Source organism: Desulfobulbaceae bacterium (assembly GCA_013792005.1).
Taxonomy (GTDB): domain Bacteria; phylum Desulfobacterota; class Desulfobulbia; order Desulfobulbales; family VMSU01; genus VMSU01.
This window is the reverse complement of the sequence record VMSU01000174.1, coordinates 1-25,863: the sequence shown is the minus strand read 5'-3', so window position 1 is coordinate 25,863 and position 25,863 is coordinate 1. Positions and strand designations below refer to the sequence as shown.

At 49.6% G+C, this 25,863-nt stretch carries 19 protein-coding genes; 12 read left to right on the top strand and 7 right to left on the bottom strand.

The genetic code is table 11. From position 1 onward, the window contains the following. Positions 1-565: 565 nt before the first annotated feature. The 12 genes from mazG (at position 566) to FP815_11155 (ending at position 15,366) form a co-directional block, all read left to right on the top strand. Positions 566-1,357 (top strand): nucleoside triphosphate pyrophosphohydrolase, encoded by a 792-nt coding sequence (gene mazG, locus FP815_11210; GenBank protein MBA3015501.1) that lies wholly within the window; start codon positions 566-568, stop codon positions 1,355-1,357. Between the two features lie 126 nt (positions 1,358-1,483). Continuing rightward, positions 1,484-1,849: a 30S ribosomal protein S6 gene (gene rpsF / locus FP815_11205; protein ID MBA3015500.1), complete on the top strand. Its 366-nt coding sequence runs from the start codon at positions 1,484-1,486 to the stop codon at positions 1,847-1,849. A gap of 130 nt (positions 1,850-1,979) precedes the next feature. After that, a complete protein-coding gene (gene rpsR / locus FP815_11200; GenBank protein MBA3015499.1) occupies positions 1,980-2,327 on the top strand; it encodes a 30S ribosomal protein S18 in 348 nt (115 codons plus the stop codon). A 10-nt stretch (positions 2,328-2,337) separates the two neighbouring features. After that, a complete protein-coding gene (locus FP815_11195; GenBank protein MBA3015498.1) occupies positions 2,338-3,267 on the top strand; it encodes a DUF2232 domain-containing protein in 930 nt (309 codons plus the stop codon). Positions 3,268-3,286: 19 nt separating this feature from the next. Next, entirely contained in the window at positions 3,287-3,736 is a 450-nt protein-coding gene (locus FP815_11190) for a 50S ribosomal protein L9 (GenBank protein ID MBA3015497.1), read from the top strand. A gap of 127 nt (positions 3,737-3,863) precedes the next feature. Next, positions 3,864-5,237 carry a replicative DNA helicase gene (gene dnaB / locus FP815_11185; protein ID MBA3015496.1) on the top strand — a complete coding sequence of 458 codons (1,374 nt, stop codon included), beginning with the start codon at positions 3,864-3,866 and terminating at the stop codon, positions 5,235-5,237. Positions 5,238-5,322: 85 nt separating this feature from the next. Further along, positions 5,323-7,800 carry a leucine--tRNA ligase gene (locus FP815_11180; protein MBA3015495.1) on the top strand — a complete coding sequence of 826 codons (2,478 nt, stop codon included), beginning with the start codon at positions 5,323-5,325 and terminating at the stop codon, positions 7,798-7,800. Between the two features lie 45 nt (positions 7,801-7,845). Then, positions 7,846-8,424 (top strand): hypothetical protein, encoded by a 579-nt coding sequence (locus FP815_11175; GenBank protein ID MBA3015494.1) that lies wholly within the window; start codon positions 7,846-7,848, stop codon positions 8,422-8,424. 263 nt (positions 8,425-8,687) lie between these two features. Then, entirely contained in the window at positions 8,688-10,679 is a 1,992-nt protein-coding gene (tkt, locus tag FP815_11170) for a transketolase (protein MBA3015493.1), read from the top strand. Between the two features lie 103 nt (positions 10,680-10,782). Further along, positions 10,783-11,736, top strand: coding sequence for a tRNA dihydrouridine synthase DusB (gene dusB, locus FP815_11165; GenBank protein MBA3015492.1), 954 nt, complete (start codon positions 10,783-10,785; stop codon positions 11,734-11,736). Beyond that, complete coding sequence (locus tag FP815_11160; protein ID MBA3015491.1) at positions 11,736-13,544, top strand: ABC transporter ATP-binding protein; 1,809 nt, start codon at positions 11,736-11,738, stop codon at positions 13,542-13,544. Before dusB ends, FP815_11160 begins: the two co-directional genes overlap by 1 nt. Beyond that, positions 13,534-15,366: an ABC transporter ATP-binding protein gene (locus FP815_11155; GenBank protein MBA3015490.1), complete on the top strand. Its 1,833-nt coding sequence runs from the start codon at positions 13,534-13,536 to the stop codon at positions 15,364-15,366. The genes FP815_11160 and FP815_11155 overlap by 11 nt, the downstream gene beginning before the upstream one ends. Here the strand turns inward: FP815_11155 and FP815_11150 are convergent. The 7 genes from FP815_11150 to hflB all read right to left on the bottom strand — a co-directional run. Further along, positions 15,363-16,991 carry a response regulator gene (locus FP815_11150; GenBank protein MBA3015489.1) on the bottom strand — a complete coding sequence of 543 codons (1,629 nt, stop codon included), beginning with the start codon at positions 16,989-16,991 and terminating at the stop codon, positions 15,363-15,365. The two genes, FP815_11155 and FP815_11150, sit on opposite strands and share 4 nt — an antisense overlap. Positions 16,992-17,841: 850 nt before the next feature. Then, entirely contained in the window at positions 17,842-20,109 is a 2,268-nt protein-coding gene (gene hypF / locus FP815_11145) for a carbamoyltransferase HypF (GenBank protein ID MBA3015488.1), read from the bottom strand. After that, on the bottom strand, positions 20,096-20,860 hold the full coding sequence (hypB, locus tag FP815_11140) for a hydrogenase nickel incorporation protein HypB (GenBank protein MBA3015487.1): 765 nt from the start codon (positions 20,858-20,860) through the stop codon (positions 20,096-20,098). Before hypB ends, hypF begins: the two co-directional genes overlap by 14 nt. Next, positions 20,853-21,221, bottom strand: a complete 369-nt coding sequence (hypA, locus tag FP815_11135) for a hydrogenase maturation nickel metallochaperone HypA (protein MBA3015486.1) — start codon at positions 21,219-21,221, stop codon at positions 20,853-20,855. Before hypA ends, hypB begins: the two co-directional genes overlap by 8 nt. A gap of 254 nt (positions 21,222-21,475) precedes the next feature. Further along, positions 21,476-23,434: an adenylate cyclase gene (locus FP815_11130; protein ID MBA3015485.1), complete on the bottom strand. Its 1,959-nt coding sequence runs from the start codon at positions 23,432-23,434 to the stop codon at positions 21,476-21,478. A 27-nt stretch (positions 23,435-23,461) separates the two neighbouring features. Beyond that, positions 23,462-24,241 (bottom strand): dihydropteroate synthase, encoded by a 780-nt coding sequence (folP, locus tag FP815_11125; protein MBA3015484.1) that lies wholly within the window; start codon positions 24,239-24,241, stop codon positions 23,462-23,464. Positions 24,242-24,326: 85 nt separating this feature from the next. After that, positions 24,327-25,863: ATP-dependent zinc metalloprotease FtsH (gene hflB, locus FP815_11120; protein MBA3015483.1), on the bottom strand; the 1,537-nt coding region annotated here is incomplete at its 5' end.

Genomic DNA, 25,863 nt, shown 5'->3' with positions numbered 1-25,863 from the left:
GTAACATAATCTTTAGCTTACCAGATTATCGATTACTGATGAAGGTAAAAGAAGAGGCGTAGGGGGATTGATAATGTATTGCGATATTCATGCCTCAAATTTTAAATAAAAGTAACTTCCAGCAACACCACATCTGCTTCGCAGTCTCTCTGCGGTCGCTTAGCTGTCATAAGCCTGCTCACATAGACGGGCTATAGTTCGCAGGCTTATTTCGCGCACCTGTAGCGCTGCTGAATAGTTACAGTTCCCGACATCTGCTTATTTTGCGGATCGAGCTTCCAAGTAACTACAGATAAGTGATTGAAATTGTGTGTTTTTATTTTTACGATTTTGACCAACGCCCGTGGCAGAATCGGTAGAAAGTTACTTTATGATAAACCGCCGCGTGCGGCGTGGGGCGCTTCTAAGTTACAAATAAAATTGTATTGCTGTGGTTGAAAGATGAATGATAAGCGCAGGTTTATTGAAGAGCGCAATCGGCTCTGTCTGCTGTTGTCTCTGCGTTGTTGGAGCTGAGTAGCCAAGGGCTGTTGGATTAAGAATTTATTAATATTAGGGGTTACCCATGCCTACTTCAGGGAAAAGATTTGAGGAATTGCGAAATATTATTGTGATACTTCGTCAGCCAGACGGATGCCCGTGGGACCTCAGGCAGACGCCGGAAAGTATTAAGTCCTATCTTATTGAAGAGACACACGAACTGCTCGAGGCTATTGAGCGTAATGACCCCGTCATGGTGAAGGAAGAACTCGGGGATCTTTTTTTTCAGCTGCTTTTTGTTAATCAGCTTTTTGAGGAACAGGGTCATTTTACTCTATCGCAGGTTCTGGTCGGGATCACTGATAAGATGATTCAACGCCACCCTCATGTTTTTGGTGACGAAATTGTCGCCTCGGAGGAGGATCAACGTCGGCGATGGAATGAAATCAAGGCTAAGGAGAAAAAAGAGGGCTCATCGGTAGCCGATCTTCTTCGCAACGTTCCCGGCAGCCTGCCGGGCTTGCGGCGTGCGCAACGGGTATCTGAGCGTGCTGCGCATAATGGGTTTGAATGGCGGGACATTCAGCAAGCCTTGGGAAAGTTGGATGAGGAGCTTGGTGAGTTGCATGAGGCGGTTGCTAACAGCGATCCTGGTCATATTGAAGAAGAGCTTGGTGATGTTCTTTTTATGCTGGTAAATCTGGGTCGGTTGACTAAAACAAATTGCGAAGAGGCCTTGCAGAGGACGACAAGTAAATTTATTAAACGCTTCGACCTTATTGAGCGCAAGGCCAAAGACACAGGACGTTCAATCGGAGAACTGACCATGGATGAACAGCTCGCACTCTGGAATGAAGCTAAAAAAGATTTGACATAAAATCCCCGATTATGGTATCAGAGCTGTTTAACTTTACAGCCACTATTCATTAACCCTTCTTGCTCTCCGCAGGAAACAGAGGGCCTTGCGGTAATTATTACCGCTAATGTCCAAAAGGAGGAACTCATGCGCAGGTATGAAACCATCTATATCATCAGGCCAGGTGCCAATGAAGATGATATAACCGCCATTATTGAACGGACCAATGGCGTCATTGAAAAATTCGGTGGAAAAATTGATTTGCTTGATCGTTGGGGGATCAAGAAACTGGCGTATGCTATCACCAAAGAGACTCAGGGCTATTATGTATTCACCGAATACGCTGGGGCGCCTGAGGCGGTTAGTGAGATCGAACGTCTTTTCCGGATTGATGATAAAGTCCTTAAGTACCTGACTGTCAAGACTCAGGATGTTTATGGGCCTAAAGCTGAAAAGGTCGTCAAGGTTATTGATCCTGAAGCCGCTTCGTCTGACGATGATAATGAGGATTAATCGACCCGAGTGACGATTTCCTGTAGTTCACATTGTTTATTTTAGTGTGATTAAAGAAATACACGAACGAGCGCCTGTTAGGTTGCTCGTCGAAAGGGCTTATCCAGTGTGACTGGATTAGGAGATATCAATGAAGAGACCAAAAACCAAACAGACCAAGAGACCACGTAAGACCTTTGATCGCAAGCGAGTTTGTCGTTTCTGCGCTGAAAAGGCCACTGAGATTGATTATAAGGATATCAAGACGCTGTCGAATTTTCTGACTGAGCGCGGTAAAATCATCCCTATGCGGATCTATGGGAATTGTGCTAAGCATCAGCGTCAGATGACTGAGGCAATCAAACGGGCCAGACAGATTGCTCTATTGCCGTATACCGGGATCATTGCCCGGACGCCGTCTGCCCGGATGGGTTCAGGGGAAGGACGAGGTGAAGGCCGGGGGGATAGTCGAGGAGAAAATCGGGGAGATAATCGATAATTAACGCGGGATGGGATATGATCGTGATTATTTGAGAGGGGTTGCTTTGACCACTGCTGTGCTGACCTTGCCTGCTTTATCGGCCGGTATGGCATGGCTTATATTTTTTTCCTCTCTCCCTATTATTTATTTTCCCATCGCTTTAGGCGTTGATAAAGGTTTTAGGATTATTTTTCATGCAATGCTGATCTCTTGCGGGATTTCTTTGCTGGCAGGGACATCCGCACTCTTGCTGTTGTCTTTCTGTATGATGCCGACTGGTTTTGTTGTTGCTAGAAGTCTGAATCGGCGTCAGCCGGTTCTTGATGCATTCAGTCGAGGATCGGTGATATTAGGTATGACGTGGTTGTTGGCCGCCATTTTGATAAGTGGCCTTAATAATGTTAACCTTTATCATGAAGTGTTGAAAGAGATCGATGCCGGACTTGTTATGGCATCTGTTGTATATGACCAGGCGCCGGACATCCCCTTAGAGGTCAAGGCTGAGCTTCAGCCTGCATTTGCTCGGATTCGGGATGTGACTCCAAAGATATTCCCGGCCGTACTTGCAGTCATGACTATCGGTACGGTTTGGCTTAATATCTTGCTGGGCAATTGGTTGTTGAAGAAAAAGGGGCTGACTGGGTGGGTAGACCTAACCCTGTGGCGATTACCTGAACCTTTGGTCTGGTTGTTTATTTCCGCGGGGGTATTGTTATTTGTCCCTGGAACCATGAATGTGATCGGCTTGAATTTGATGATCATCATGGTGACTCTATATTTCATGCAAGGGTTTGAGATTTTAAATCACTTATGCCTGAAATGGTCGGTTCCTAATCTGATCCGGCTGCTGATTATATTTTTTTTGGTTATCCAAGCCTATGGTTTTATCCTGCTGGCCCTACTTGGCATAGCAGATACATGGGCGGATTTCCGTAAACCGAAAACAAGTGAAACTTAACATAAGATGAGGCACAGTCATGCAATTGATTCTGAAACAAACCGTTGAAAACTTGGGCGAGGAAGGCGATGTCGTCAAAGTAAGACCCGGATACGGCCGGAATTATCTGATGCCCCAGGGAATGGCAATAACTGCCAGCAAGGGGAATCTTGCTCAGCTTGAGATAGAGAAGGTCGCTATTGAAGCCCGCAAGAAGCAGCAGCGTGAAGACGCGGAAAGTGTCGCCAGAAAACTTGAAGCGTGTACAATCACTATCGAAAAGCGGGTTGGCGACGAGAACAAGCTCTACGGTTCTGTTACTTCTAGTGATTTGGCAGACAAGCTCGCTGAACAGGGTATTGTGATTGATCGCCGTAAGATCGTCCTTGATGAACCGATCAAAACTTTGTGCGAGACTTCAGTTACGGTTAAGGTTGGCTATCAGGTCACCGCCCAAATTAAAGTCAATATTATTCCGCAGGCAGAGTAGCTCTTCCCTGTGTATCCCTGGTCTACTTTCCCCCACCTCACAGTCTGAGGGAAGTAGACCAGTTTCTCATTACACCCTCTGTTCATCATTCTTCTTTTTTTGGAGAATGCCTCACTAGGATTGCGCCATGGGACCCGCTGTGCCTGTATCAGCTTCAATGCATCGGTTGCCGCCGCACAACATCGAAGCGGAGCAATGCGTAATCGGATCCATCCTGCTTCGTCAAGGCGCCATCGAAAAGGTCGCCGACCTTCTCTCTCCCGAAGATTTCTATAGACCGACTCATGGCTCCATCTTTGGGGTTATGCTGAGCCTGTTCCAGAAGTCTGAACCAATCGATATCATTACTGTTACCAGTTGTTTGCGGGATGCCCACAAACTCGATGAGGTCGGCGGTCCCGCCTATCTCGCCGGTCTGACCGATATTGTCCCTGTTTCTGCCAATATTGTTTTTTATGGTCGTATTGTTCGAGATAAGAGTATCCTCCGCCGTTTGATTCAAACATCAGCAGATATTGCTGGTCGTTGTTATGAGGAGCAGGACGACATTGAGGTCTTGCTCGATAGCGTTGAACAGACGGTGTTTGATATCTCCAGCGCCAAGAGCGCGCAGGCCTTTGCGCCGATGAGCGAGATCATCAAAAAGACCTTTGAAAATGTCGAGAAACTGTCTGAACGGAGGGAGTTGATCACAGGCGTACCCAGCGGGTATGACGAGTTTGACAGGATGACTGCAGGGTTGCAGTCTTCCGATCTGATTATTGTTGCTGGCCGTCCCAGTATGGGCAAAACCGCATTTGCCATGAATATGGTTCAGAATGCAGCTATACTTGCCAAGGTGCCGGCTGCGGTCTTCAGCCTGGAAATGGCCAAGGAACAGCTGGCTATGAGAATGCTCTGTTCGATTAGCCGGGTAGACTCAAGTCGACTGCGCACCGGACACCTTAATGACCACGATTGGCCCAAGCTGGTGCGGGCCACCGGAATCTTGGCCAAGTCACCGATCTTTATTGATGATACTCCGGCGATCTCAGTCCTTGAGATGCGGGCCAAGACCCGTCGCTTGAAAGCCGAGCACAATGTCGGCCTGGTGGTGGTTGATTACCTTCAGCTGATGAGGGGGCATCGCAATACCGATAGCCGGGAGCAGGAGATCAGTGAAATCTCTCGCTCACTTAAGGCGATGGCTAAGGAGTTACATCTTCCGGTAATCGCTTTGTCCCAGCTTAACCGCAGTCTTGAAAATCGGACCGACAAACGTCCTCAACTCTCTGATTTACGAGAATCAGGAGCTATCGAGCAGGATGCCGATGTCATTTGCTTCATTTATCGTGATGAAGTATATAACAAGTCACCAGACAATCCCCGCCGCGGTGTTGCCGAGATCATTATCGGTAAACAGCGGAATGGTCCTGTCGGCACTATTGATCTAGCCTTTCTTAACACCATTACCACCTTTGAAAATCTGGCCCGCCAGGAATATTCGTCGAATGAACACTGATCTTAGACGAAGTTGTGAGGCGGCAGCAGCATAGCGGTGACCGTGTTGCTGATTCATTAATTCTTCTATTCATTGTGCAGTGAACATGAACAACGACGAGACGTTGACTTACGATTTTTCGGTCATTGAGGATAAGTGGCAGGGGTATTGGCGTGACCAGGCCAGTTTTAAGGTTGGCGAGGAGTCATCCCTCCCTAAGTACTACCTTCTTGAGATGTTTCCTTACCCCTCGGGGAGGATCCACATGGGTCATGTCCGCAATTACACCATCGGTGATGTGATTGCCCGATATAAGCGGATGAAAGGATTCAACGTCCTTCACCCCATGGGTTGGGATGCCTTTGGCCTGCCTGCTGAGAATGCTGCGATTAAACATGGCACCCATCCTGCCAAGTGGACGTATGAAAATATTGAGTACATGAAGTGTCAGTTGCAACGGATGGGTTTTAGTTACGACTGGGATCGTGAGATCGCCACCTGCAATAGCGATTATTATCGGTGGGAACAGCAATTTTTTATTGACCTTTATCGCAAGGGATTGGTCTATCGCAAGATGACCACGGTCAACTGGTGTGAACCATGCCAGACGGTATTGGCCAATGAGCAGGTAGTCGAAGGAGCCTGCTGGCGTTGCGATCACAAGGTGGTTCCCCGGGAGATGAATGGTTGGTTCTTCAAGATCACGGAGTATGCCGAGGAACTTTTAGCTGAGCTTGACACCATGAAAGGGTGGCCGGATAAAGTTCTGATCATGCAGCGTAATTGGATCGGCAAGAGTCAGGGCGCCAAAATTGATTTCCCGGTTGAAAATTCCGACATCTCTCTTACCATCTTCACCACTCGCCCTGACACCGTCTTTGGGGCCACTTTTATGTCCATAGCTCCCGAACACCCGTTGGTGGCGGAACTTTCCCGCGGCACCGTTCAGCAAGAGCAGGTTCGCAGTTTTGTGGAGGAGACTAAAACAGCCAAACAGCGTGCCAGTTACGAAGACGTGCTGGATAAGGATGGAGTCTTTACCGGCGGCTACTGCCTCAACCCCTTTACTGGCGAACGGTTGCCGATATATGCCGCTAACTTTGTCTTGATGGAGTATGGCTCTGGAGCAGTCATGGCGGTTCCGGCCCACGATCAGCGGGATTATGAATTTGCCTGTCAACATAGTCTGGCGATCAAGCAGGTTGTTCAGCCACCAGTTGGCGAGTCGATCCCCGATGATGCAGCTTATGAAGGACCTGGGATTTTGGTCGATTCCGGAGAATTTACCGGCATGGACAGTGTCGAGGCCAAGAGCGCGATTACCACCCAAGCCGAGGCTCGTGGCTTTGGCAAGAGCGAGACTACATTTCGGCTCCGTGACTGGGGGATTTCCCGCCAGCGTTATTGGGGGGCGCCTATCCCGATGGTGATCTGTGAGGGGTGCGGAATTCAACCGGTGGCTTCGGCAGATTTGCCCGTGGTTCTTCCTACTGAGGTTCAAATTGAACAGTCTGGGAAGTCACCGCTCCATACCTTGGAGAGTTATTATATCACGACCTGTCCGAGTTGCGGCGGGGCTGCCCGTCGTGAGACCGACACCATGGACACCTTCGTGGAGTCGTCTTGGTATTATGCCCGCTACACCTCGCCTCGATTTACCGAAGGTATGGTGGATAAAGAGGCAGCTTCCTACTGGCTGCCGGTGGATCAGTATATTGGCGGGGTAGAGCACGCCATTCTTCACCTGTTGTATTCTCGGTTTTTTACCAAGGCCATGCGTGATGTTGGTTACCTTACCATTGACGAGCCGTTTACCAACCTTCTTACCCAGGGAATGGTCATCAAAGACGGTACTAAGATGAGTAAGTCGAAAGGGAATGTTGTTGATCCTGATACTCTTGTTAAGCAGTATGGAGCCGATACCGTAAGGTTGTTCAGTCTGTTTGCGGCCCCACCGGAACGAGATCTTGAGTGGAACGACCAGGGAGTGGAAGGCGCTTCAAGGTTTCTGCTCAAACTGTATCGCTTTGTCGCAGCTAACGGTAGGGGCACGGTTGGAGACATTCCCGAGAGCATGGATGCTGCAAGCCGTACCCTGCATCGTAAAATTCATCAAACGATCCATAAGTTCTCGACTGATATCGAAAATGATTTTCATTTTAACACCTGTATCAGTTCAGTTATGGAGTTGATGAATACCCTCTCTGCCCATGGTGGGGAGGCGGCCCGTGAGAAGGCCCATCCTGCAGTCGTGCGATGTGCCATTGAGACTATCATTACACTCCTCTATCCGATGGTGCCCCATATCTGTGCCGAACTGTGGCAGATGATCGGTCACAGAGAAGCCCTTGATACTCAGTCTTGGCCAGTGTCAGACCCGGAGGCGGCTAAGGAGGATGAGTTGACCATAGTAGTTCAGATCTGCGGTAAGGTGCGCAGTCGTCTGCAGGTTCCGGTTGGAACAGGAGAAGAGCAGTTGAAGTCCTTGGCCATGGCCGATGACCGGGTGCTGAAATTTGTGGACGGAAAACCGATTCGTAAGGTTATCGTGGTTAAGGATAAACTCGTTAATATTGTGGTATAGAATCCGGCATTCCACCTCGAAAGTCTCTTTGCCGATGGAGGTTTAGTGAAAGTGCGCTTACTGCTCAGGGCTACCATGGCGGTGGTTGTCGCCCTTATTCTTGCTGCTTGCGGGTACTATAATCCTTATGCTGCGGCCAAGGACGGGAATCCTTCCCAGTTGTACCGTACCATGTGGACTAACAAAACCGGGGAGCTTGGTCTGGAGAACATCTTGTATCAGGCTCAGTCGGACTGGTTGCGAAAGAGTCGACTTATTAACTCAGTCGATTCTGCGGCAGAGGCCGACTATCAACTGAGTGGCGTCATCGAGAGAGTCAATTACCCTGAAGTTGCTTTTGGCCGTTATCAATTGGCCACCCAGGGCAAGGTCGAGCTTACTGTCAATTTTACGCTTGTGGACCGGAAGAGTGGTAAGCCAGCATGGAAACGCGAAGCCACCAGAACGCAGACTTTTTTAATGAGCCAGGATCCCATGGTGATCCAGGCCAACAGAAGGGCAGCGTTTGAGAAGATAGCAGACAGCTTTGGTCAAGAGATCTATCTCTACATGATCAACACCATTCTCCGTCCGGGGGTACCACCGCCGGTCGAAGATGTAACAGAAGACGTAATTCAAGACTGATAGGGAATGGACAGGAAGGGACACGCACTGCCGAGCGTTTTTTCGTTCTATGGATTGATTACCTACAGTTCATTTTAACTACCTAGGTTAACGGTAATCAGTTATCGGTTTACAGTTAAAAGAATCATGGCCAGTCATGAATGCATCGTAGATGCATGAAGTCAGGATGTGCTCAGCCATTGACAGGATCGCTTACCGTCAACTGCCAACCGTAAACCGTTAACCTAAGCAGTTACCACTATTACCTTATTGGAGAATAGCTCATGACATCCCGTCGCCATCTTGCCAACGCCATCCGTGCCTTGAGCATGGATGCCATTCAGAAAGCTAAATCAGGTCATCCTGGCGCTCCCATGGGCATGGCTGATATTGCCGAAGTCTTGTGGAACGATTTTTTGCATCATAATCCTGCCAACCCGCAATGGCCGAATCGAGATCGTTTTGTCCTCTCTAACGGTCATGGCTCAATGCTTCTTTACTCTTTGCTGCATTTAAGCGGGTACGATCTTGATATCAATGAAATCAAGAATTTTCGTCAACTGCACTCCAAGACCCCTGGCCATCCAGAATATGGCTATGCCCCCGGTGTTGAGACGACTACCGGTCCTTTAGGGCAAGGGATTGCCAATGCCGTGGGCATGGCGATTGCCGAGCGGACTCTTGCCGGACAATTCAATCGTCCGGGGCATCCGATCATCGATCATCACACTTATGTATTCTTAGGCGATGGCTGCATGATGGAGGGTATCTCGCACGAGGTGTGCTCTCTTGCCGGAACCCTTGGCCTAGGAAAACTGATCGCCTTTTATGATGATAACGGGATCAGTATTGATGGCGAGGTTGAGGGTTGGTTTGCCGACAACACCCCACAGCGTTTTGAGGCCTATGGCTGGCATGTTATTTCGGCGGTTGATGGGCATGACCCGGAGAAGGTGAAGCAAGCGATTATTGATGCCAAGGCAGTCACTGATAAACCGACCCTGATTTGTTGCAAGACCATTATCGGGTGGGGCTCTCCCAATAAGCAGGGGAAAGAGGAGTGTCATGGTGCGCCCTTGGGGGTAGATGAGATTGCCTTGGTCCGCCAGACTATCGGTTGGCCCCACGCCCCGTTTGAGATCCCGGCCGATGTCTATCAGGGGTGGGATGCTAAAAACAAGGGACAGAGCTTGGAGTTGGAATGGCAGGGCCGATTTGATGCCTATCGTAAGGGTCATCCGGAACTGGCCAAGGAACTGGCTCGCCGATTGAAGGGGGAACTGCCTGCCGACTGGCAAGACCAGGCCGGCGCTTTTGTGGCCTCTGTCAATGCCAAGGCCGAAAAGGTGGCAACCCGTAAGGCCTCACAGAATGCCATTAACGGTTTTGCTCCTTTTCTGCCCGAGTTGATCGGGGGATCTGCAGATCTTGCCGGCTCGAACCTGACGATCTGGAAAGGAAGTCGCAATATCAAGGAAGAGGATGGCGGCAATTATATCTACTTTGGAGTACGCGAATTCGGGATGGCGGCTATTATGAACGGAATCGTTCTTCATGGCGGATTCATCCCCTATGGCGCTACCTTCTTGATGTTTTCCGAATATGCCCGTAACGCTTTGAGAATGGCGGCGCTGATGAAGATTCAAGGGATCTTTGTCTTCACCCATGATTCAATTGGTTTGGGCGAAGATGGCCCCACTCATCAGGCCGTGGAGCAGGCTGCAACCCTGCGGATGATTCCTAATATGCAGGTGTGGCGGCCATGTGATGGTGTCGAGTCGGCGGTGGCATGGAAGGTGGCGGTTGAAAATAGGACCGGACCCAGTTCGCTGCTCTTCTCTCGTCAGGGCTTGCCTCACCAGCCCCGGACTCCTGAGCAGATTTCGGCGATTGAGCGGGGTGGTTATGTCCTGAATGATTGCACGGGTGTGCCGCAGGTGGTGATTATCTCATGTGGTTCCGAGATTGAAATCGCCATGGCCGTTGCCGCCGATCTTGGTGCTTCCGGACATCGGGTCAGGGTGGTCTCCATGCCATGCCCCAATATCTTTGATGACCAAGACAAGGCGTATCAGGTTTCGGTGCTACCGTCAGGAGTGCCGCGTCTTGCCATTGAAGCGGGAGTAACTGGCTATTGGCGGAAATATGTTGGACTTGAGGGGGCGGTTATCGGTATAGATCGTTTTGGAGAGTCCGCTCCTGCCGAAGTTCTTTTCGAGTATTTTGGCGTGACCAAGGATCATGCGATTAAGGCCGCTATGGCCTTGATTGGTTGATCTGGGGCCGCACTTATTTTCATCCATAGGGGCACGACTTGTCGTGCCCCTCTTTTTTTTCCGGAGTGACATTCGTCACTCCTTTGCTTTTAGCTTCTTATTCATGCGTATCGGTTCAGTCTTACTTGATAATCCATTCATACTTGCTCCTCTGGCAGGATATACCGACCTGCCATTTCGTTTGCTCTGCCGTGAGTATGGGGCAGGGTGCTGCTTTTCCGAGATGATCAGCTGTCATGGCCTTACCTATCAGCAGGAAAAGACCCACGCCATGTTGTTTAGTCTCCCGGAAGAGCGACCGGTGGCCATCCAGCTTTTTGGGGGAGAACCCGAGGTTATGGGGCAGGCTGCCGCTCTTGTGAATAGTCATCCCATTGACATAATTGATATCAATATGGGGTGTCCGGTCAAGAAGGTGGTCAAGAAATTGTCTGGGTCGGCCCTGATGAAGTACCCACTCCTAGCGGAACAGATTATTCGGCAGGTTGTAGCGAATACCGACAAGCCGGTGACGGTAAAGTTCCGCTCCGGCTGGACCCATGACCGGATCAATGCCCCGGAGTTTGCCCGGATGGCCGAAGGTGCCGGGGCGGCTGCGGTTACGGTTCATGCCCGGACCTGGTCTGACGGTTTTGGCGGCACGGTGGACTGGTCGGTGATTGCAGCAGTCAAACGAGCTGTCTCCATCCCGGTCATCGGCAACGGCGATTTGGCCTCCATTGAGGAGGGTAGGGAGATGATGTCAGTCACTGGCTGCGACGGAGTAATGATCGGTCGCGCTGCCCTGGGCGCTCCATGGATATTCTCTCCCGAGCAATTGCCTGTCACCATGGTCGTGCGGACCAAAGCCCTGATCCGACATTTATCGCTTATCGAGCAATTTCTTCCTGCTGATCGGATGCTTGGCCGAATCAAAAGTACAGCTATCCGCTATTTCAAAGGCGCGCATAATGGCGCCACCATCCGCAATCAGATTTTTGCCGTCCAGTCTTTTGCCGAGTTGTGTCAACTTATTCAGAGTGTTGATTCTGATACAGGCTGTAATCACTCTCTATAATGAAGGAGAATCACTCCATCAAACCATCCACCAACCCTGAACTTTCAGGGCAGATAGCGCACTCCTTTGCTCTGCTTCGACCTCATTTTGTGAAGTATCGCCTATGGGTTGCCGGAGGCATCTTGGCCTTGATCGGTGTTGATTTGTGCCAACTTCTGATTCCCAGGGTCATTAAGTCCAGTATCGACGGCATTGAGCGCGGTGCAGGTGGGCAATCTGCCCTTTTTCAGTGGGGAGTCGTGATCGTCGTGCTCGCCTTTGGCGTAGCTGTTTTTCGTTATTTCTGGCGAAATTTGATCTTAGGATTCTCCCGTTTCATGGAGCGGGATCTTCGTGATCAACTCTTTTCCCACCTGATGACCCTTGATCGGCCTTTTTTTCAGCGTCGTAGTACCGGCGAACTGATGGCCTTGGCCACCAACGACTTGGCCTCGGTGCAACTGGCGCTGGGCATGGGTTTGATCTCGCTGGTTGATGCTGTGATCATGACTGCGGCGGTTTTGTCGTTCATGGCTTATATTAACCCCGAACTTACTCTGATTGCCCTTAGCCCGTTGCCTTTTTTGGCAGCTCTGACCAAGATACTCTCTACTCGTCTCCATAAGCGTTTCAGCACGGTCCAGGAGACGTTTTCCGGGATTACCGAGATGGCCCGCAGCACAATTAATGCCATGCGACTGGTCAAAATTTATACTCGGGAAAAAGATCAAACCGAGCGCTTTGATCGTCTGGGACGAACTTACATCAAGCATGCCATGATGGTTGCCACCATTCAAGGCCTTCTCTTTCCCATATCCGGGTTGGTTGCCAATATCAGTCTGCTGCTGGTGGTTATTGTTGGGGGCAGGATGGCCATCAACGGCACAATTACTATTGGTGATTTTGTCGCTTTTATTAGCTACCTGTTCATGTTGGTCTGGCCGATGATGGCAATTGGCTGGGTGGCGAATCTCTTTCAGCGAGGAGTGACCTCTCTGGCCCGTATTCAGGAAATCTTAGATGAACGTCCTTCTTTTGAGGTCGGAGGGCCTGGCCTTGTTCCGACGGTGTCTGTTTCATTGATAGAGCTTCGCTCACTTGATTTTGTCTATCCTGGACAGGCCTCAGCTGTGTTACAGGGCATTAATCTAGATTTTTCTTCTGGGCTCTTTGGTCTTTTGGGACCAACCGGATCGGGAAAAAGCACGTTGTGTCATCTATTAGCCAGGCTCTATCCTGTTCCGGCAGGTTCCGTTTTCGTCAATGGACAGGATGTGAACCAGCTTGATCTGGCCTGGTATCGCCAGTCTGTCGCTTACGCACCTCAGGAACCGTTTCTCTTCTCTGATACCATTGCCGCCAATATCAGTTTTGGTCGACCAGAGGCTACGGCTGATGACATTCAGAGCGTTGCTCGTGCTGTTGGGATTGATGATGAGATTCGTCAATTCACTCAAGGGTATGCGAGTCGGATTGGAGAAAAAGGCGTCAAATTGTCTGGAGGACAGCGGCAAAGGATATCTCTGGCTCGAGCCCTGCTCACCAAGGCGCCTGTTCTGATTATTGATGATGGTCTGTCCGCGATTGATGCAGGGACCGAACAGCAGGTCCTCGCGGCTATTATGGAGTATGCACGTTCGGCCATTGTGATCATGGCCTCGCATCGATTGGCTCAACTTGCCGGGGCGAAAGAGGTGGCAGTGCTTGAAGGTGGTATGATTACCGGGGTGGGTAGTCATCATCACCTGTTGGCTCAAAACGTTTATTACCAGACGATATACCATAAACAGGCAGGGTGTAGTGCCAAGGGGAAAAGCCATGGAGCATAATTTTGGCTTCTTCGAGGAGGATACCCTTGGCGAATTGCATGATCGTCATCTTTGGCGGCGGATGTTTTCCTACATCCGACCCCAGGCTAAAGGAATGATTATCGCTATCCTCCTGGCCTTGATCGTAATTGCCACCGGTCTGGTACTCCCTCATTTGGTTCGAATTGCCATTGATCGATTTATCATGGATGACTCTATTACGCGCACGGCCCGCCTTGTCGGTCTGCAGCAGATGACTGCTATCTTTATCGTAATGGTGATTATGGGGTTTATCGCCAGTTTCTTTCAAACCACGATTCTTGAGTGGACCAGCCAAAACATTATGCACCGGGTGCGTCAGCATCTCTTTTCCCACTTATTAAAGCAGGATCTTGCCTTTTTCAATAAGACGCCTACTGGGAAGCTGGTTACGCGCTTAAGTAACGATATCCAGAATATGAACGAAATGTTCACCTCGGTTATCGTTACCCTGTTCAATGATGGTGTTCAGTTCGTGGCTATTCTGGTCATCTTGATGACAGTCAATTGGCGACTTGCCTTGATGATGCTTGCCTTGGTGCCATTGATCATCCTCAATTTGGTGGTGTTCAGTCGAATGGCGCGAAAGGTGTTTCGGGCGATTCGTACTCAGTTGGCAATCATTAACTCATTCCTGCAGGAGTCTTTAGCTGGGGTTGCCTTGATCAGGCATTTTCTGCGGGAAGATGACGCTGTGGCTAGGTTCAGGCAGGAGAATCAGGATTATACTCAAAAGAATCTGCAACAGATTAAGATATTTGCCATCTTTGTCCCCTTTATTGAGGTTCTGAGTGCAGTCGCCATAGCCCTGATTATTTGGTATGGAGGTGGTCAGGTCCTTAAACTTCATATGACCTTCGGTGATCTCACAGCGTTCATTTTTTATATGCGGCTTTTTTTCAAGCCGGTTCGGGAAATTTCGGAAAAATATTCTATTATTCAATCAGCCATGGCCTCTGCCGAGCGTATCTTCGAACTCCTTGATCGTGCTCCAGCGATCACCGATGGGAACGAGAGAGGAGTCTCTCTCCAGGGCGAGATATGTTTTTCCGAAGTTCATTTTGCGTATCAGGAACCGGAGTGGATACTGGCCGGTTTCAACCTGAACATCCAGGCGGGAGAGACCATTGCTATTGTTGGCGCTACTGGCTCTGGCAAGACGACTATTATTAACTTATTGGAGCGGCTGTATTCCCCTCAGCACGGAACGATCAGTATTGATGGCAATATGCTCCATGATTTTGACCTGCGCTGGCTCAGGCAACAGATTGGGATGGTGATCCAGGATGTGTTGCTGATCCCTGGCTCATTGCGAGAAAATATCTGCCTGGGTGAGGCGATTAGTGATGAGGCGCTGGGGACCATTCTGGCAAAGGCGCAATTAACCGAGGTGGCAAGCCGCCTGCCGGCGGGGATTGACACCGTGATCGGAGAGGGCGGGTGGGAGTTTTCTACCGGGCAGAAGCAACTCTTGGCTCTGGCCAGGGTGCTGGTTCGAGATCCCAGGATTTTAATTCTGGACGAGGCCACCGCTAATATCGATTCCATGACCGAGATGCTGGTTGAAAGGGCGGTGCGGGCGACTATCCGCAGTCGGACCAGCATCTTGATCGCCCACCGGCTGTCGACAATCCGAGATGCAGATCGGATTGTTGTCCTTGATCAGGGCCGTATTGCCGAGCAGGGGAGCTACCAAGAGTTGATGAGGCAGGGGGGGATTTTTCGGGACCTGGTGGCGCAGCAGCAACTCAAGGCTCCTGTGCCGGGAAAGGGATTTGCGGTCAACTCTTTGCCTGTGTGTTAACCGGTGTGGTCGAGCATTTGATAGATGGCGTCTTGAATTGATTGGTGTTCATTGAAATGCTGCGTGGTGAGTTGGGTTGTGCCATGCCACTCATCGGAGAATCGTTGCAGGCAGGTGTTGATGTCGAGGTCAAGCCGTTTGATCGTGTCGTCCTGGCAATTGGTGTAGAGGAGATAGGTGGTCCCTTTTCTCAGCAAAATAGTAATGCACTCCAGGTGTTCATTCAATTTGTCGATTGCTTCGTAGAGGTTCATGCCCACTTCGTCAATGACCTGGTCGGTGATAAGGTAGCCGTGCTGTTTGTTGATCTGGTCGAGGCTGGTAAATGAGATTTTGGTTATAGTGTAGCCGCTGTGGCTCTCAAGCAGGCCGACTTCTTCGAGATAGAAGAGATAACGGTAGTTGTAGAAGTCGCTTAGCGGTTCTTTGAAGTAGGTTTTTTTGCGAAATAATTCCAGGTCTCGTGTGCTGTCATCATGAAAATCATGATTGATGGCAAGAGGATCCCATGATTCGGTTACCTTGACCAGTCTGGCAACAATATCTCCATCAAGGCGGCCCTTCTCTACTTCTTGCTGCAGACGGGCCAGAGCATTGGTTCGTGTCATTGCCTTTTTGTATGGGCGACGGGCGATCATGGCTTCATAGCTGTCAGCCACCATGGTGATTTTGGTGAGGTGGTTAATTTGATCCCCCCGAAGTTGATCGGGGTAGCCGCTGCCATCCAGGCGTTCGTGGTGGTGATGGATAATGTCAATGATATCTGGGTCGCAGGCCTGGCGAGAAAATATTTTTGCGCCCAAGGCCGGGTGCATCATCATGATTTTACGGTCTTGGGTGTTAAAAAGGCCGGGCTTGAGTAGTACGTCATCGGGGATCGCAACCTTACTGATATCGTGGAGCATGCAACCGAGTTCCAGCGCTTCGATATCATGAGCTGATAATTTCATGTCTTCACCGATGAGTCTGGCTATGGATGCAACGCGCAGGCCGTGTTCAAAGGTGTACATGTCCCGGGATGAGAGCATTTCGCACATGGCATGAAACAGATCCTTGATTACCCCTTCGCGGACGCGGCTGAATTGGGCGAGGTCATTTCGAGCTTTGCTCAGGGCTTCCTCTGTAGCCAAGTGATCCTCAATCTCCTGCTCCAGCAGGCGGTTGCTGAGTTCGAGCCTTGCGGACTTGTTGGCGAGGATGTCACGATCCCTTTTTAGTTGGAGGTGAGCATGCACTCTAGCCTGGATAACTTTGGGATTAAAAGGTTTGGTTATAAAATCGACAGCTCCGGCGTCAAGGCCTTTGGTTTCGTCCTGGGCGCTGCTGAGCGCCGTGACCATGATCACCGGGATCGATGCAGTTGCTTCATCTTGTGACAACGCCTTGCAGACGTCGTATCCGTCAAGACCAGGCATCATGATGTCGAGAAGGATAAGGTCTGGACGGTCGGCGAGGGCTCGATTAAGGCCATCCTGGCCATTCACCGCTTCAATGATTTGATAACTCTCCAGCTCGAAGAGACAACGGAGGACCTGGCGATTAATAGGATCGTCATCGACGATCAGAAGAGTACCGGGAGTGGAATCGATAGATTCATGTCCCGAAAATTTACGTTTGTTAAGCATGATGGTCTTGTTGTATGAACGGGATTATGACCGTGTAGGACGGCAGTAAGCGGCAGCTATTCTCAACGCGCAAGCCGAAAAAAACTTGTGTTGCACAAGGGACAATCAAAATCCTTTCAGCCATGAAACCGGCTTCCATAAATTTTTCTAATTTGAGTCATTTATTAATATTTCAGCCCGGAGGGGATTTCCTTCTTGGGCTTTGTGGTGATAGTACTGATGTTGTTCTGAGTCATTTTTCTGCCGGAAAACAAGCCTGTTGTTAACAGTAACAAAAAGAATAATCTATTTGTCTGGTGTTTACAATCATTAAAGATGGGTAATTATTCAGGCGGTAGGCTGTGGTTGTTTGCCTATTGACAACCGAAAAATGGTAACTGCTCAGGTTGTAGGTTTACGGTTGACAGTTGGCAGTTGACGGTGATTGGACCCTGCCAATGGCTAAGGACACACTGACATTGAGTGTCATGCGATGATTTATGACTAACCATGATTCTTTTAACCGTAAACCAATAACTGACAATCTCGCAAAAAGTCCGGGGATGGCTAAGCAAAAGGTGCGATATACAGGTAAGCGATCGAAGAGAGACTCCGAGGCGCGGGGTGTGTTTTGTGAGTGAGGCCATACATCTGGTATGCCGAACGAGCAAAACCGCCACGCAACGCAGTAGATCGGACTTTTTGCGACGCCATCAATAACTGATTGCCGTTAACCTGTGTAGTTACGAAAAATGAATGATTCTGATTTGATTGGATGGTGCGATCTTTTTCGGGTGGACATTGAACTGAAGAGTAAACAGGTCTGAGGTGAGAGATTTCTTTATCGTGCCAGAGGTACTTCTTAAGAGTTTCATGAGTCTGAATGATGTCGTCCGATGATAGCCTGCCCCAGGGCAATGCAGCCGTCGCCGGGTGGGGTCAGGGAGTGGCTGAGGACGGTAAGTCCTCTCGCTGTTAGCCGATCTCGCAATCCGTCATGGAGGAGACGATTGGTAAAGACTCCTCCAGAGAGTGCTACTGTTTTTATGTTGGTTTGCTCTGATGCGAGCAGCACGGTTTGAGTGAGAAGGTTAATCAAGGTTTGATGGAATGAGGCGCTGATGCTTGCCAGACTGGCGCCGTGTTGAATATCGGAGACGATCTGGTGGAGTAAGGGTGTGATCATCATCATGTATCCTTCCTTGATTTTCTGTAGGTTGATTTCATAACTGTGATTCGTGGTTCGATCGGCGATATTCATCAGTTCGATTGCTGCTTGCGCCTCATAGGTTATTGCCTGTCGTCCACCCGCCATGGCGCTAACTGCATCAAAAAGGCGTCCGCAACTGCTGGTTAACGGTGAGTATTGGCGGTTTTGAGCTATTTCAGCTATAGGCTGCCAATTATGGTTATCCAAAAAGGCAAGGTTGGGGAGGTCGGCGCCGAATAGTGTGGTCAGGTAGCCCACTGCAGTTCGCCACGGTTCTCGAATGGACACATCTCCGCCAGGGAGAGGCATGGGTTCAAGAAATGCGTACCGTGTGAATTCGGAAAAGTCACCGACCAAAACCTCTCCGCCCCAGATGGTGCCATCTGGACCATAGCCGGTGCCATCAAGGATGACTCCAATGGCTGGATCTGGATAGTGATTTTCTGCCAGGCAGGCTGCGAGATGGGCGTGGTGGTGCTGGACTGCCAGGCTCGGCAGGGTGTTTTCCTCACGAGCCCAGCGGCTGGAAAGATAGCCCGGGTGAAGATCGTGGGCCACTAATTTCGGATGGCCGGCAAAGAGAGTGAGGTGTCGAGAGAGTGTTTCTCTAAAAAAAGAAGCAGCGGAGAGATTTTTGAGATCGCCCAGGTGCTGGCTCAGGAATGCATAGTTGTTCTTGAGCAGACAGATGGTGTTTTTCAGTTCAGCGCCGACGGCGAGAATTTGAGGTCCATCACTTTTGATCTGGATGGGGGCCGGGATATACCCTCGACTGCGACGCAGGATCAGGTGATTGTTCCGAGAAGTCATGACAACAGAGTCGTCAGCGCGGCAGACAATGTCCCGATTATGGATCACGAAAGCATCGCTGATATCTTTGAGGTGAGAGAAGGCCTCGTTATTGTCGATGCAGAGTGGTTCTTCGCTCCGATTGCCACTAGTCAAAACCAGTGGTTTGCGAAAAGAGTTGAATATCAAATGGTGAAGAGGTGTGTATGGGAGCATCAGACCAAGTTCCGGCATTGACGGCGCCACTCCTGTGCACACTGACGCTGAACTGTGGCGATGGGCCAGAAGGATTGGACGTTGGCATGACGTAAGGATCACCTCATCCTCGGGGGTAAGGTGGCAGAGGGTATGGGCCATGGCCAGGTCTGCTACCATCAGGGCAAAGGGTTTATCCTGGCGGCCTTTGCGGTTTCTGAGACGGGTGACGGCCTCCTGATTTTCGGCGTCAACTGCAAGATGGAATCCTCCTAACCCTTTGATTGCCAGGATCGCACCTTGGGCCAGAAGGGTGGCGGCGGTTGGGAAGATCTCGTTCTTATCGGCAATCAAGTGTCCTTCTTTGTTGCAGAGGTGAGCCTGCGGTCCGCATACTGGGCAGGCATTGGGTTGAGCATGGAATCGCCGGTCGTGTGGATCGTCATATTCATTTTGGCAGGCCGGGCACATGGTAAACGAGGCCATGGATGTTGCCGGGCGATCATAGGGGATGCTGGTGATGATCGTGAATCGAGGTCCGCAATGGGTGCAGTTAATGAAGGGATAACGGTACCTGCGGTTATGTGGGTCGAACAGTTCTCGCAGGCATTCGCTGCAGAGAGAGAGGTCAGGGCAGACTAGGGTTGATGCTGACCCGCTTGGGTCAGAGGGCATGATGGTAAAACCTGTGTCGTTGTTTGGGGCAAGTGTGGTGATGACGATATCATACAGGACGGCAGGGGAAGGAGTTTGCTCGCGGATATCGAGAATAAAGTGTTCGATGGAATCGTTTTCGCCCTGGATCTCGACCAGCACACCATGATTGGTGTTGGTCACAAAGCCGCCAAGGCTGTAACGGTGTGCTAATCTGGAGACAAAGGGTCTGAATCCGACCCCTTGAACAATCCCGTTGATAGTAATTCGACGTCGTTTAGCTGTTTTCAACGGTGTTTATCAGTAAAAATTCCTGCCGTAACCAGTGATACCAGTTGTCAAAGCCGTCTCCATTCTTGGCTGATACTTCAAAAAAAATCAACTCAGGGTTGACTTGCCGTGCCAGTTCTTTGCAGAGGGCAAGGTCAAAATCAAGATAGGGAAGAAGGTCAATCTTATTGATCACGCAGATTGAGGCGGCCCTGAACATGTGCGGATACTTGAGGGGTTTATCTTCACCCTCGGTAACGCTGATAATCACTACCTTGGCAGCCTCGCCCAGGTCAAAGAGAGCAGGGCATACTAGATTGCCGACATTTTCAATAAACAGCAATGAATGGGGAGTTGGCTTTAATTGTGGCAAGGCGCTTTGGATCATGTGTGCGTCAAGGTGGCAGCCGGTACCGGTATTGACTTGAATGGCTTCAGCGCCAGTCGCTTGGATGCGCTCTGCGTCGCGTACGGTTTGTTGGTCGCCCTCGATGACGGAAATAGTCAGTTCTCTGCCAACATCACGGATTGTTCTTTCAAGGATGGAGGTTTTCCCAGAACCAGGGGAACTGACCAGGTTGAGGGCTAGAATCTGCTGTCGGGCAAAGAAGGCTCGATTGGCTGCCCCCAAGGTATTGTTTTTGTCCAGGACATCACGTTCGACCCTGATGGTTTTCTCGGTCTGGCTATGATTATGACTATGGCTGGACCGATGGTGGATAGTCACATTCTGGTGGTCATGATTGCCGTTGCAGTGGCAGGAATCACACATTGTCCTGTCTCCCTTCGTTGTCGTCAATGCTGATGGATCGAATCTTGAGTTCGGTCCCGTTATTAATAGTTACTCCAAACCCATGACAGTCGGGGCATTGGGCTGGGAACTCATCTACCGAAATGTCGCGCTTGCAGTCCAGGCAGTGACCGCTTCCTGCTGTTGTGATGAAGACGATTTTTGCACTTTCAGCCATGGTGCCACGGGAGGCGGCATCAAGACAGAAGGTGAGTGCTTCGGCCATGACTCCGGCCAGCCGGCCAACCTCAACCTCAATCGACGAGATCCTTGTGGCAGCTGCTTTTTTTGCTTCGCTCTCGGCTACTTCGATAATGCGAAGTGCCAATGACATTTCATGCATGGTTTTACGTCTCCTGGGGCCTGCTTCTTTTCTGCACAAGAGGTCGGTCATGGGGTAGATAACGGCCGGAATTGTGCTCAATAATCCCTAACTGCTTAGGTTGTCGGATTACAGTTTACAGTTGACGGTAAGTAAGCCGAAAATGGCTGAACATTCATGTGTCAATCATGCTTCATCCAATGAATCATGATTGACACATGAATGTGTTAACCGTAAACCGGTAACTGATTACCGTCAACCTAATGTGGTTTCAGTTATTGATTAAGTAGCGCTTGCAAGGCGTGCTGCTCTGGTTGAGAAGGGATGAAGACTGTTAGATTGTGGTGCCAGCGGCTGACTTCATGTTTGGTAAGTAGAATACGAAGAGCGCTTTTATATTGATCTAACGTATCATATTCGTGAAAGAAATACTCACCATAGCTGTTGGTGGTAATAATTGAGGTCTTGATGATTTTGGCGCCACGAACTGGCGATTGGTCGAAGTTGATTACTGCTAGAGCTCGGAGAATGACTTCCTGGGCGAGGAGTTGGCTGGTAGAGATATGAGAAAATTGTACCAGGGGAAAGGAATCAAGCATAGTTGTGACCAGAAGTTGGATGTTTTGTAAGTTGAGTTCCGGGGCATTTACAGCCATGATGAGACCGGTTTTATTAGTTAAGATACCGTTTGCCATCAGCCAGGTAAGCAAGCGGATGAGGTTTGTTTCGCGCTTGATCAGGAATTGCTTGGGGTTTTTAATGACGGTGTCATTATCACCTTGGAAGGCGAAAAAGTTGTTTTGGCCTTCTATTTTGGCAAGATGGAGTACGATGGTGGGCTGGAACATCATCTCGCGGGAAAGACTTTGAATATAGTCAATCTTATTAGGTTTCTTTTCGTAAAAGGAGGATAACTTACGGCCAAGAATGGCAATATCTTCCTCTGTGATAGTGACAGCTCGGTCTGGATCTTTAGAGAAGGAGCTCAGGTACCAATTGAGACGTTTATAGGTATCTCCAAGATAACTGTGGACCATTGCCCCTGCTTGGACACGATCCTGATGGCTCCAGGAGGGGTAATTCAGGTAGTGATCAACATCTGATGGCAGGAGATCCCAGTGCTGCATCAGGGCGGTGATTTTTTTCAGACGAGAGGAGGAGTCGCTCGTTTTTTTTAGCGAGTTGATGTCCTCCAGAGTTTTCATGAACAGGCAGCCTCTGATGAACTCATCCCGTCTTTTGTCAGTGTCTTCTTTCTGATAGAAGGCTACAAGCTCTTTGGCTAGTAGCAGGTATGGATCGATATCATCAATGGGTAATCGGTTCTCCGGGCTTAACTCCTCGGGGAAAGTGACCAGTTGCTTGATCCTATCGGAAAAAAGGTTCAATGTCTGTTGATCGTTCATCAGCAGTTCCAGATAAGCGAACTTGATTACCGACTTAAAAGGGCTGTCCAGGGCTTTATTCATCTGCCAGAGACAAGCGCCAAAAATTTCGGCTTTTGGTAGATTAGAGATGTAACCAAGGTCAATAAAGCTATCCATATTGATTTTTTCTTTGGCGGGCAGTTCTGCAACGAAGTTGCGATACTCCGATTCGGACATGCCTGGTGGTGTCAGCCACCAGAGAGGCATTTTACCAGCTACAAGAATATGCGATCTGAAAAGTTCGTCTTTTAACAAAAGCTTGATTGCGGAACCTGCTGATTCGTCATCGGCTCGTGATTCGAAACTGTTGTCACGGGTTTGGTCAATATCCATGAGGAAAAAATGGAGTTCATGGCCAACACCCATGGCCCACTCTTCGATAATTTTGCACTTTTGGGAAAGGAGTTTAAGTCCATTTTCCGGGAAGTCGGCAAAGCGAACGCTGAGCCAGTAGTCGCAGTCTGACTTTTCGGTTTGGGCAATGGTGCCGATACTGCCGATGGTCTTGAGGGAGTGAATGTAACATGGCGACGGAGAACTCAGGTCTGCATCGATTGCCAGGGCAAGAGGGAAAGAAAAATAACTGCGGAACTGTTCCAGGGATAGAGGTTGAAAGGGGTTGTAGCGCATTATGCCGCATGGGCAGGGTGCGTCAATAAAACCTGGCAGGCCGGGGAGATTAATATGCAGGAGGAATGGTACCACCTTGAAAAGGAGGGTGGCTTTTTCCTCTTTGAATTTAACGGCCTTAATGATTCTACTTCGGTTATAGGCCAGAAAGCGGTCGATTCTGATTTTTGTCGGCATTATTCGCTTCCGCGTCACATATTTGATTCAAGCGCGGGCAATGCCCTCGGCAAGTTGAAGCGCCTGTTTTGTCCCAGTGACATCGTGGACACGAACAATTGATACCTGCCGCTGGGCCAACAGCGCGGCAATGACAGCAGTTGGCTGATCACGGTCTTTCAAGTCTTGGCCAAGAAGCGAGCAAAGGAATGATTTGCGAGAGTGGCCGATTAATACAGGACAGTTGAGGACTTGATATGCTGCTGCATTGTTGAGGATGGTAAGGTTGTGGGCCAGCGATTTGCCAAAGCCAATGCCGGGATCAATGATGATTTGACTCAAGTCTACACCTTGATTGCCGAGAGAGGCAAGACGTTCACGGAAAAAAGCGATTGTTTCGGCGATAACATCGGTGTAGCTGGGTTTGATTTGCATATCCTTGGGGGTTCCTTGCATATGCATGATCACTGCCGGGCAGCAATGATTGCGCACAAGGATGGCCATCTTGGGGTCAAAGCGCATGGCGCTGATATCGTTAACAATATCAGCGCCACTGTCAAGGGCCTGTTCTGCGACGGATGATTTTGTGGTGTCGATGGATAGTGGAATGTTTGATATCCGACGAATAGCTTTGATTGCTGGGATAACCCGCTTAAGTTCCTCTTCTACTGAAACGGGGGCAGCAAAGGGGCGGGTTGATTCACCCCCGATATCGATAATGTCTGCCCCCTCTTCGATTAACTGTTCACCTCTTCTCTCAATAGTTCGTTCTGAGAAAAAAAGGCCGCCATCTGAAAATGAGTCCGGGGTCACATTGAGAATTCCCATGATGTGAACACGGCTGCTGAGATCTATCTGTTGGTCTCTGATAGTTAAATTCACCTGGCAGCAATAAGAGGAAGTGAGTTATCAGCTAGGCTGTGGCAGGAGCTGAGGCTGTGTTGTTTGGTTGGGAGCTTGCAATCAATGCCTCAATATCTTCAAGGACCAACGTCTCCCGATCAAGCAAGGCATGGGAGATAGCTTTGAGGCTATCCAGGTTCTCGGTGAGCAGAGTCTTTACTTTATTGTTGGCATTGAGGATGATCGTTCTGACTTCGTTATCGATTGTAATTGCGGTTCCTTCGCTGTAGTCGCGATGTTGGGAGATCTCGCGACCAAGGAATATCTGTTCCTCTTTCTTGCCGAAGGTCAAGGGGCCAAGATTGTCACTCATTCCCCATTCACATACCATTTTTCGGGCTAGATCCGAGGCGCGTTCGATGTCGTTGCCGGAACCGGTAGTAATTTCATCAAAAATCAATTCTTCGGCTACCCGTCCTCCGAGAAGGATACAGATATTGTTTAAGAGAAACGACTTGGCATGGGTGTATTTGTCATGGGTCGGTAACTGTTGGGTTAAGCCTAAAGCACGGCCACGCGGTATGATCGTGACTTTATGCAACGGGTCGGTTCCGGGGAGAAGCTTGGCAACCAGGGCGTGCCCGGCCTCATGGTAGGCTGTGATCTCTTTTTCTTTTTCAGTGATGATCATGCTACGGCGTTCTGCCCCCATCATGACTTTATCCTTGGCCTTGTCCAAATCAGTCATGGTAACTGTTTTTTGGTTGTTTCTGGCGGCCAATAGTGCAGCCTCGTTGACCATATTTTCGAGGTCGGCGCCGGTAAATCCTGGAGTGCCTCGGGCGATAATTTTCCAGTCAATTTCTTCGGCCAGCGGGACTTTTTTGGCGTGAACTTGAAGGATGGCTTCGCGTCCTTTGACGTCAGGCGCAGGGACGATAACTTGCCGATCGAAACGTCCAGGACGTAATAGTGCAGGATCGAGCACATCCGGTCGGTTGGTAGCAGAGACGATGATGACGCCTTCGTTAGCCTCAAAACCATCCATTTCGACCAATAACTGGTTCAGGGTTTGTTCCCGTTCGTCATGCCCGCCACCGAGGCCAGCGCCGCGATGGCGACCAACAGCATCAATCTCGTCAATAAAGATAATGCATGGAGCATTCTTTTTACCTTGTTCAAAGAGGTCACGGACTCGTGAAGCGCCGACGCCAACAAACATTTCAACAAAGTCAGAACCTGAAATTGAGAAAAATGGTACTCCAGCCTCACCTGCAATAGCCTTGGCCAGTAAGGTTTTACCTGTGCCAGGAGAACCGGCAAGGAGAACTCCTTTTGGAATTCTTGCGCCTAAGTCAGTGAATTTTTTAGGGTCTTTAAGGAAATCAATAATTTCTGTAAGTTCTTCTTTAGCTTCTTCAACACCAGCCACATCCTTGAAGGTGATTTTGGTGGCGCTTTCACTATCTTGAAGACGGGCGCGACTCTTGCCGAAACTCATGGCTTTACCACCACCCATCTGCATCTGGCGCATGAAAAATATCCATACCCCGATCAGGAGCAGCATGGGAAACCATGATACCATGATGGTGATATACCATGGGGTT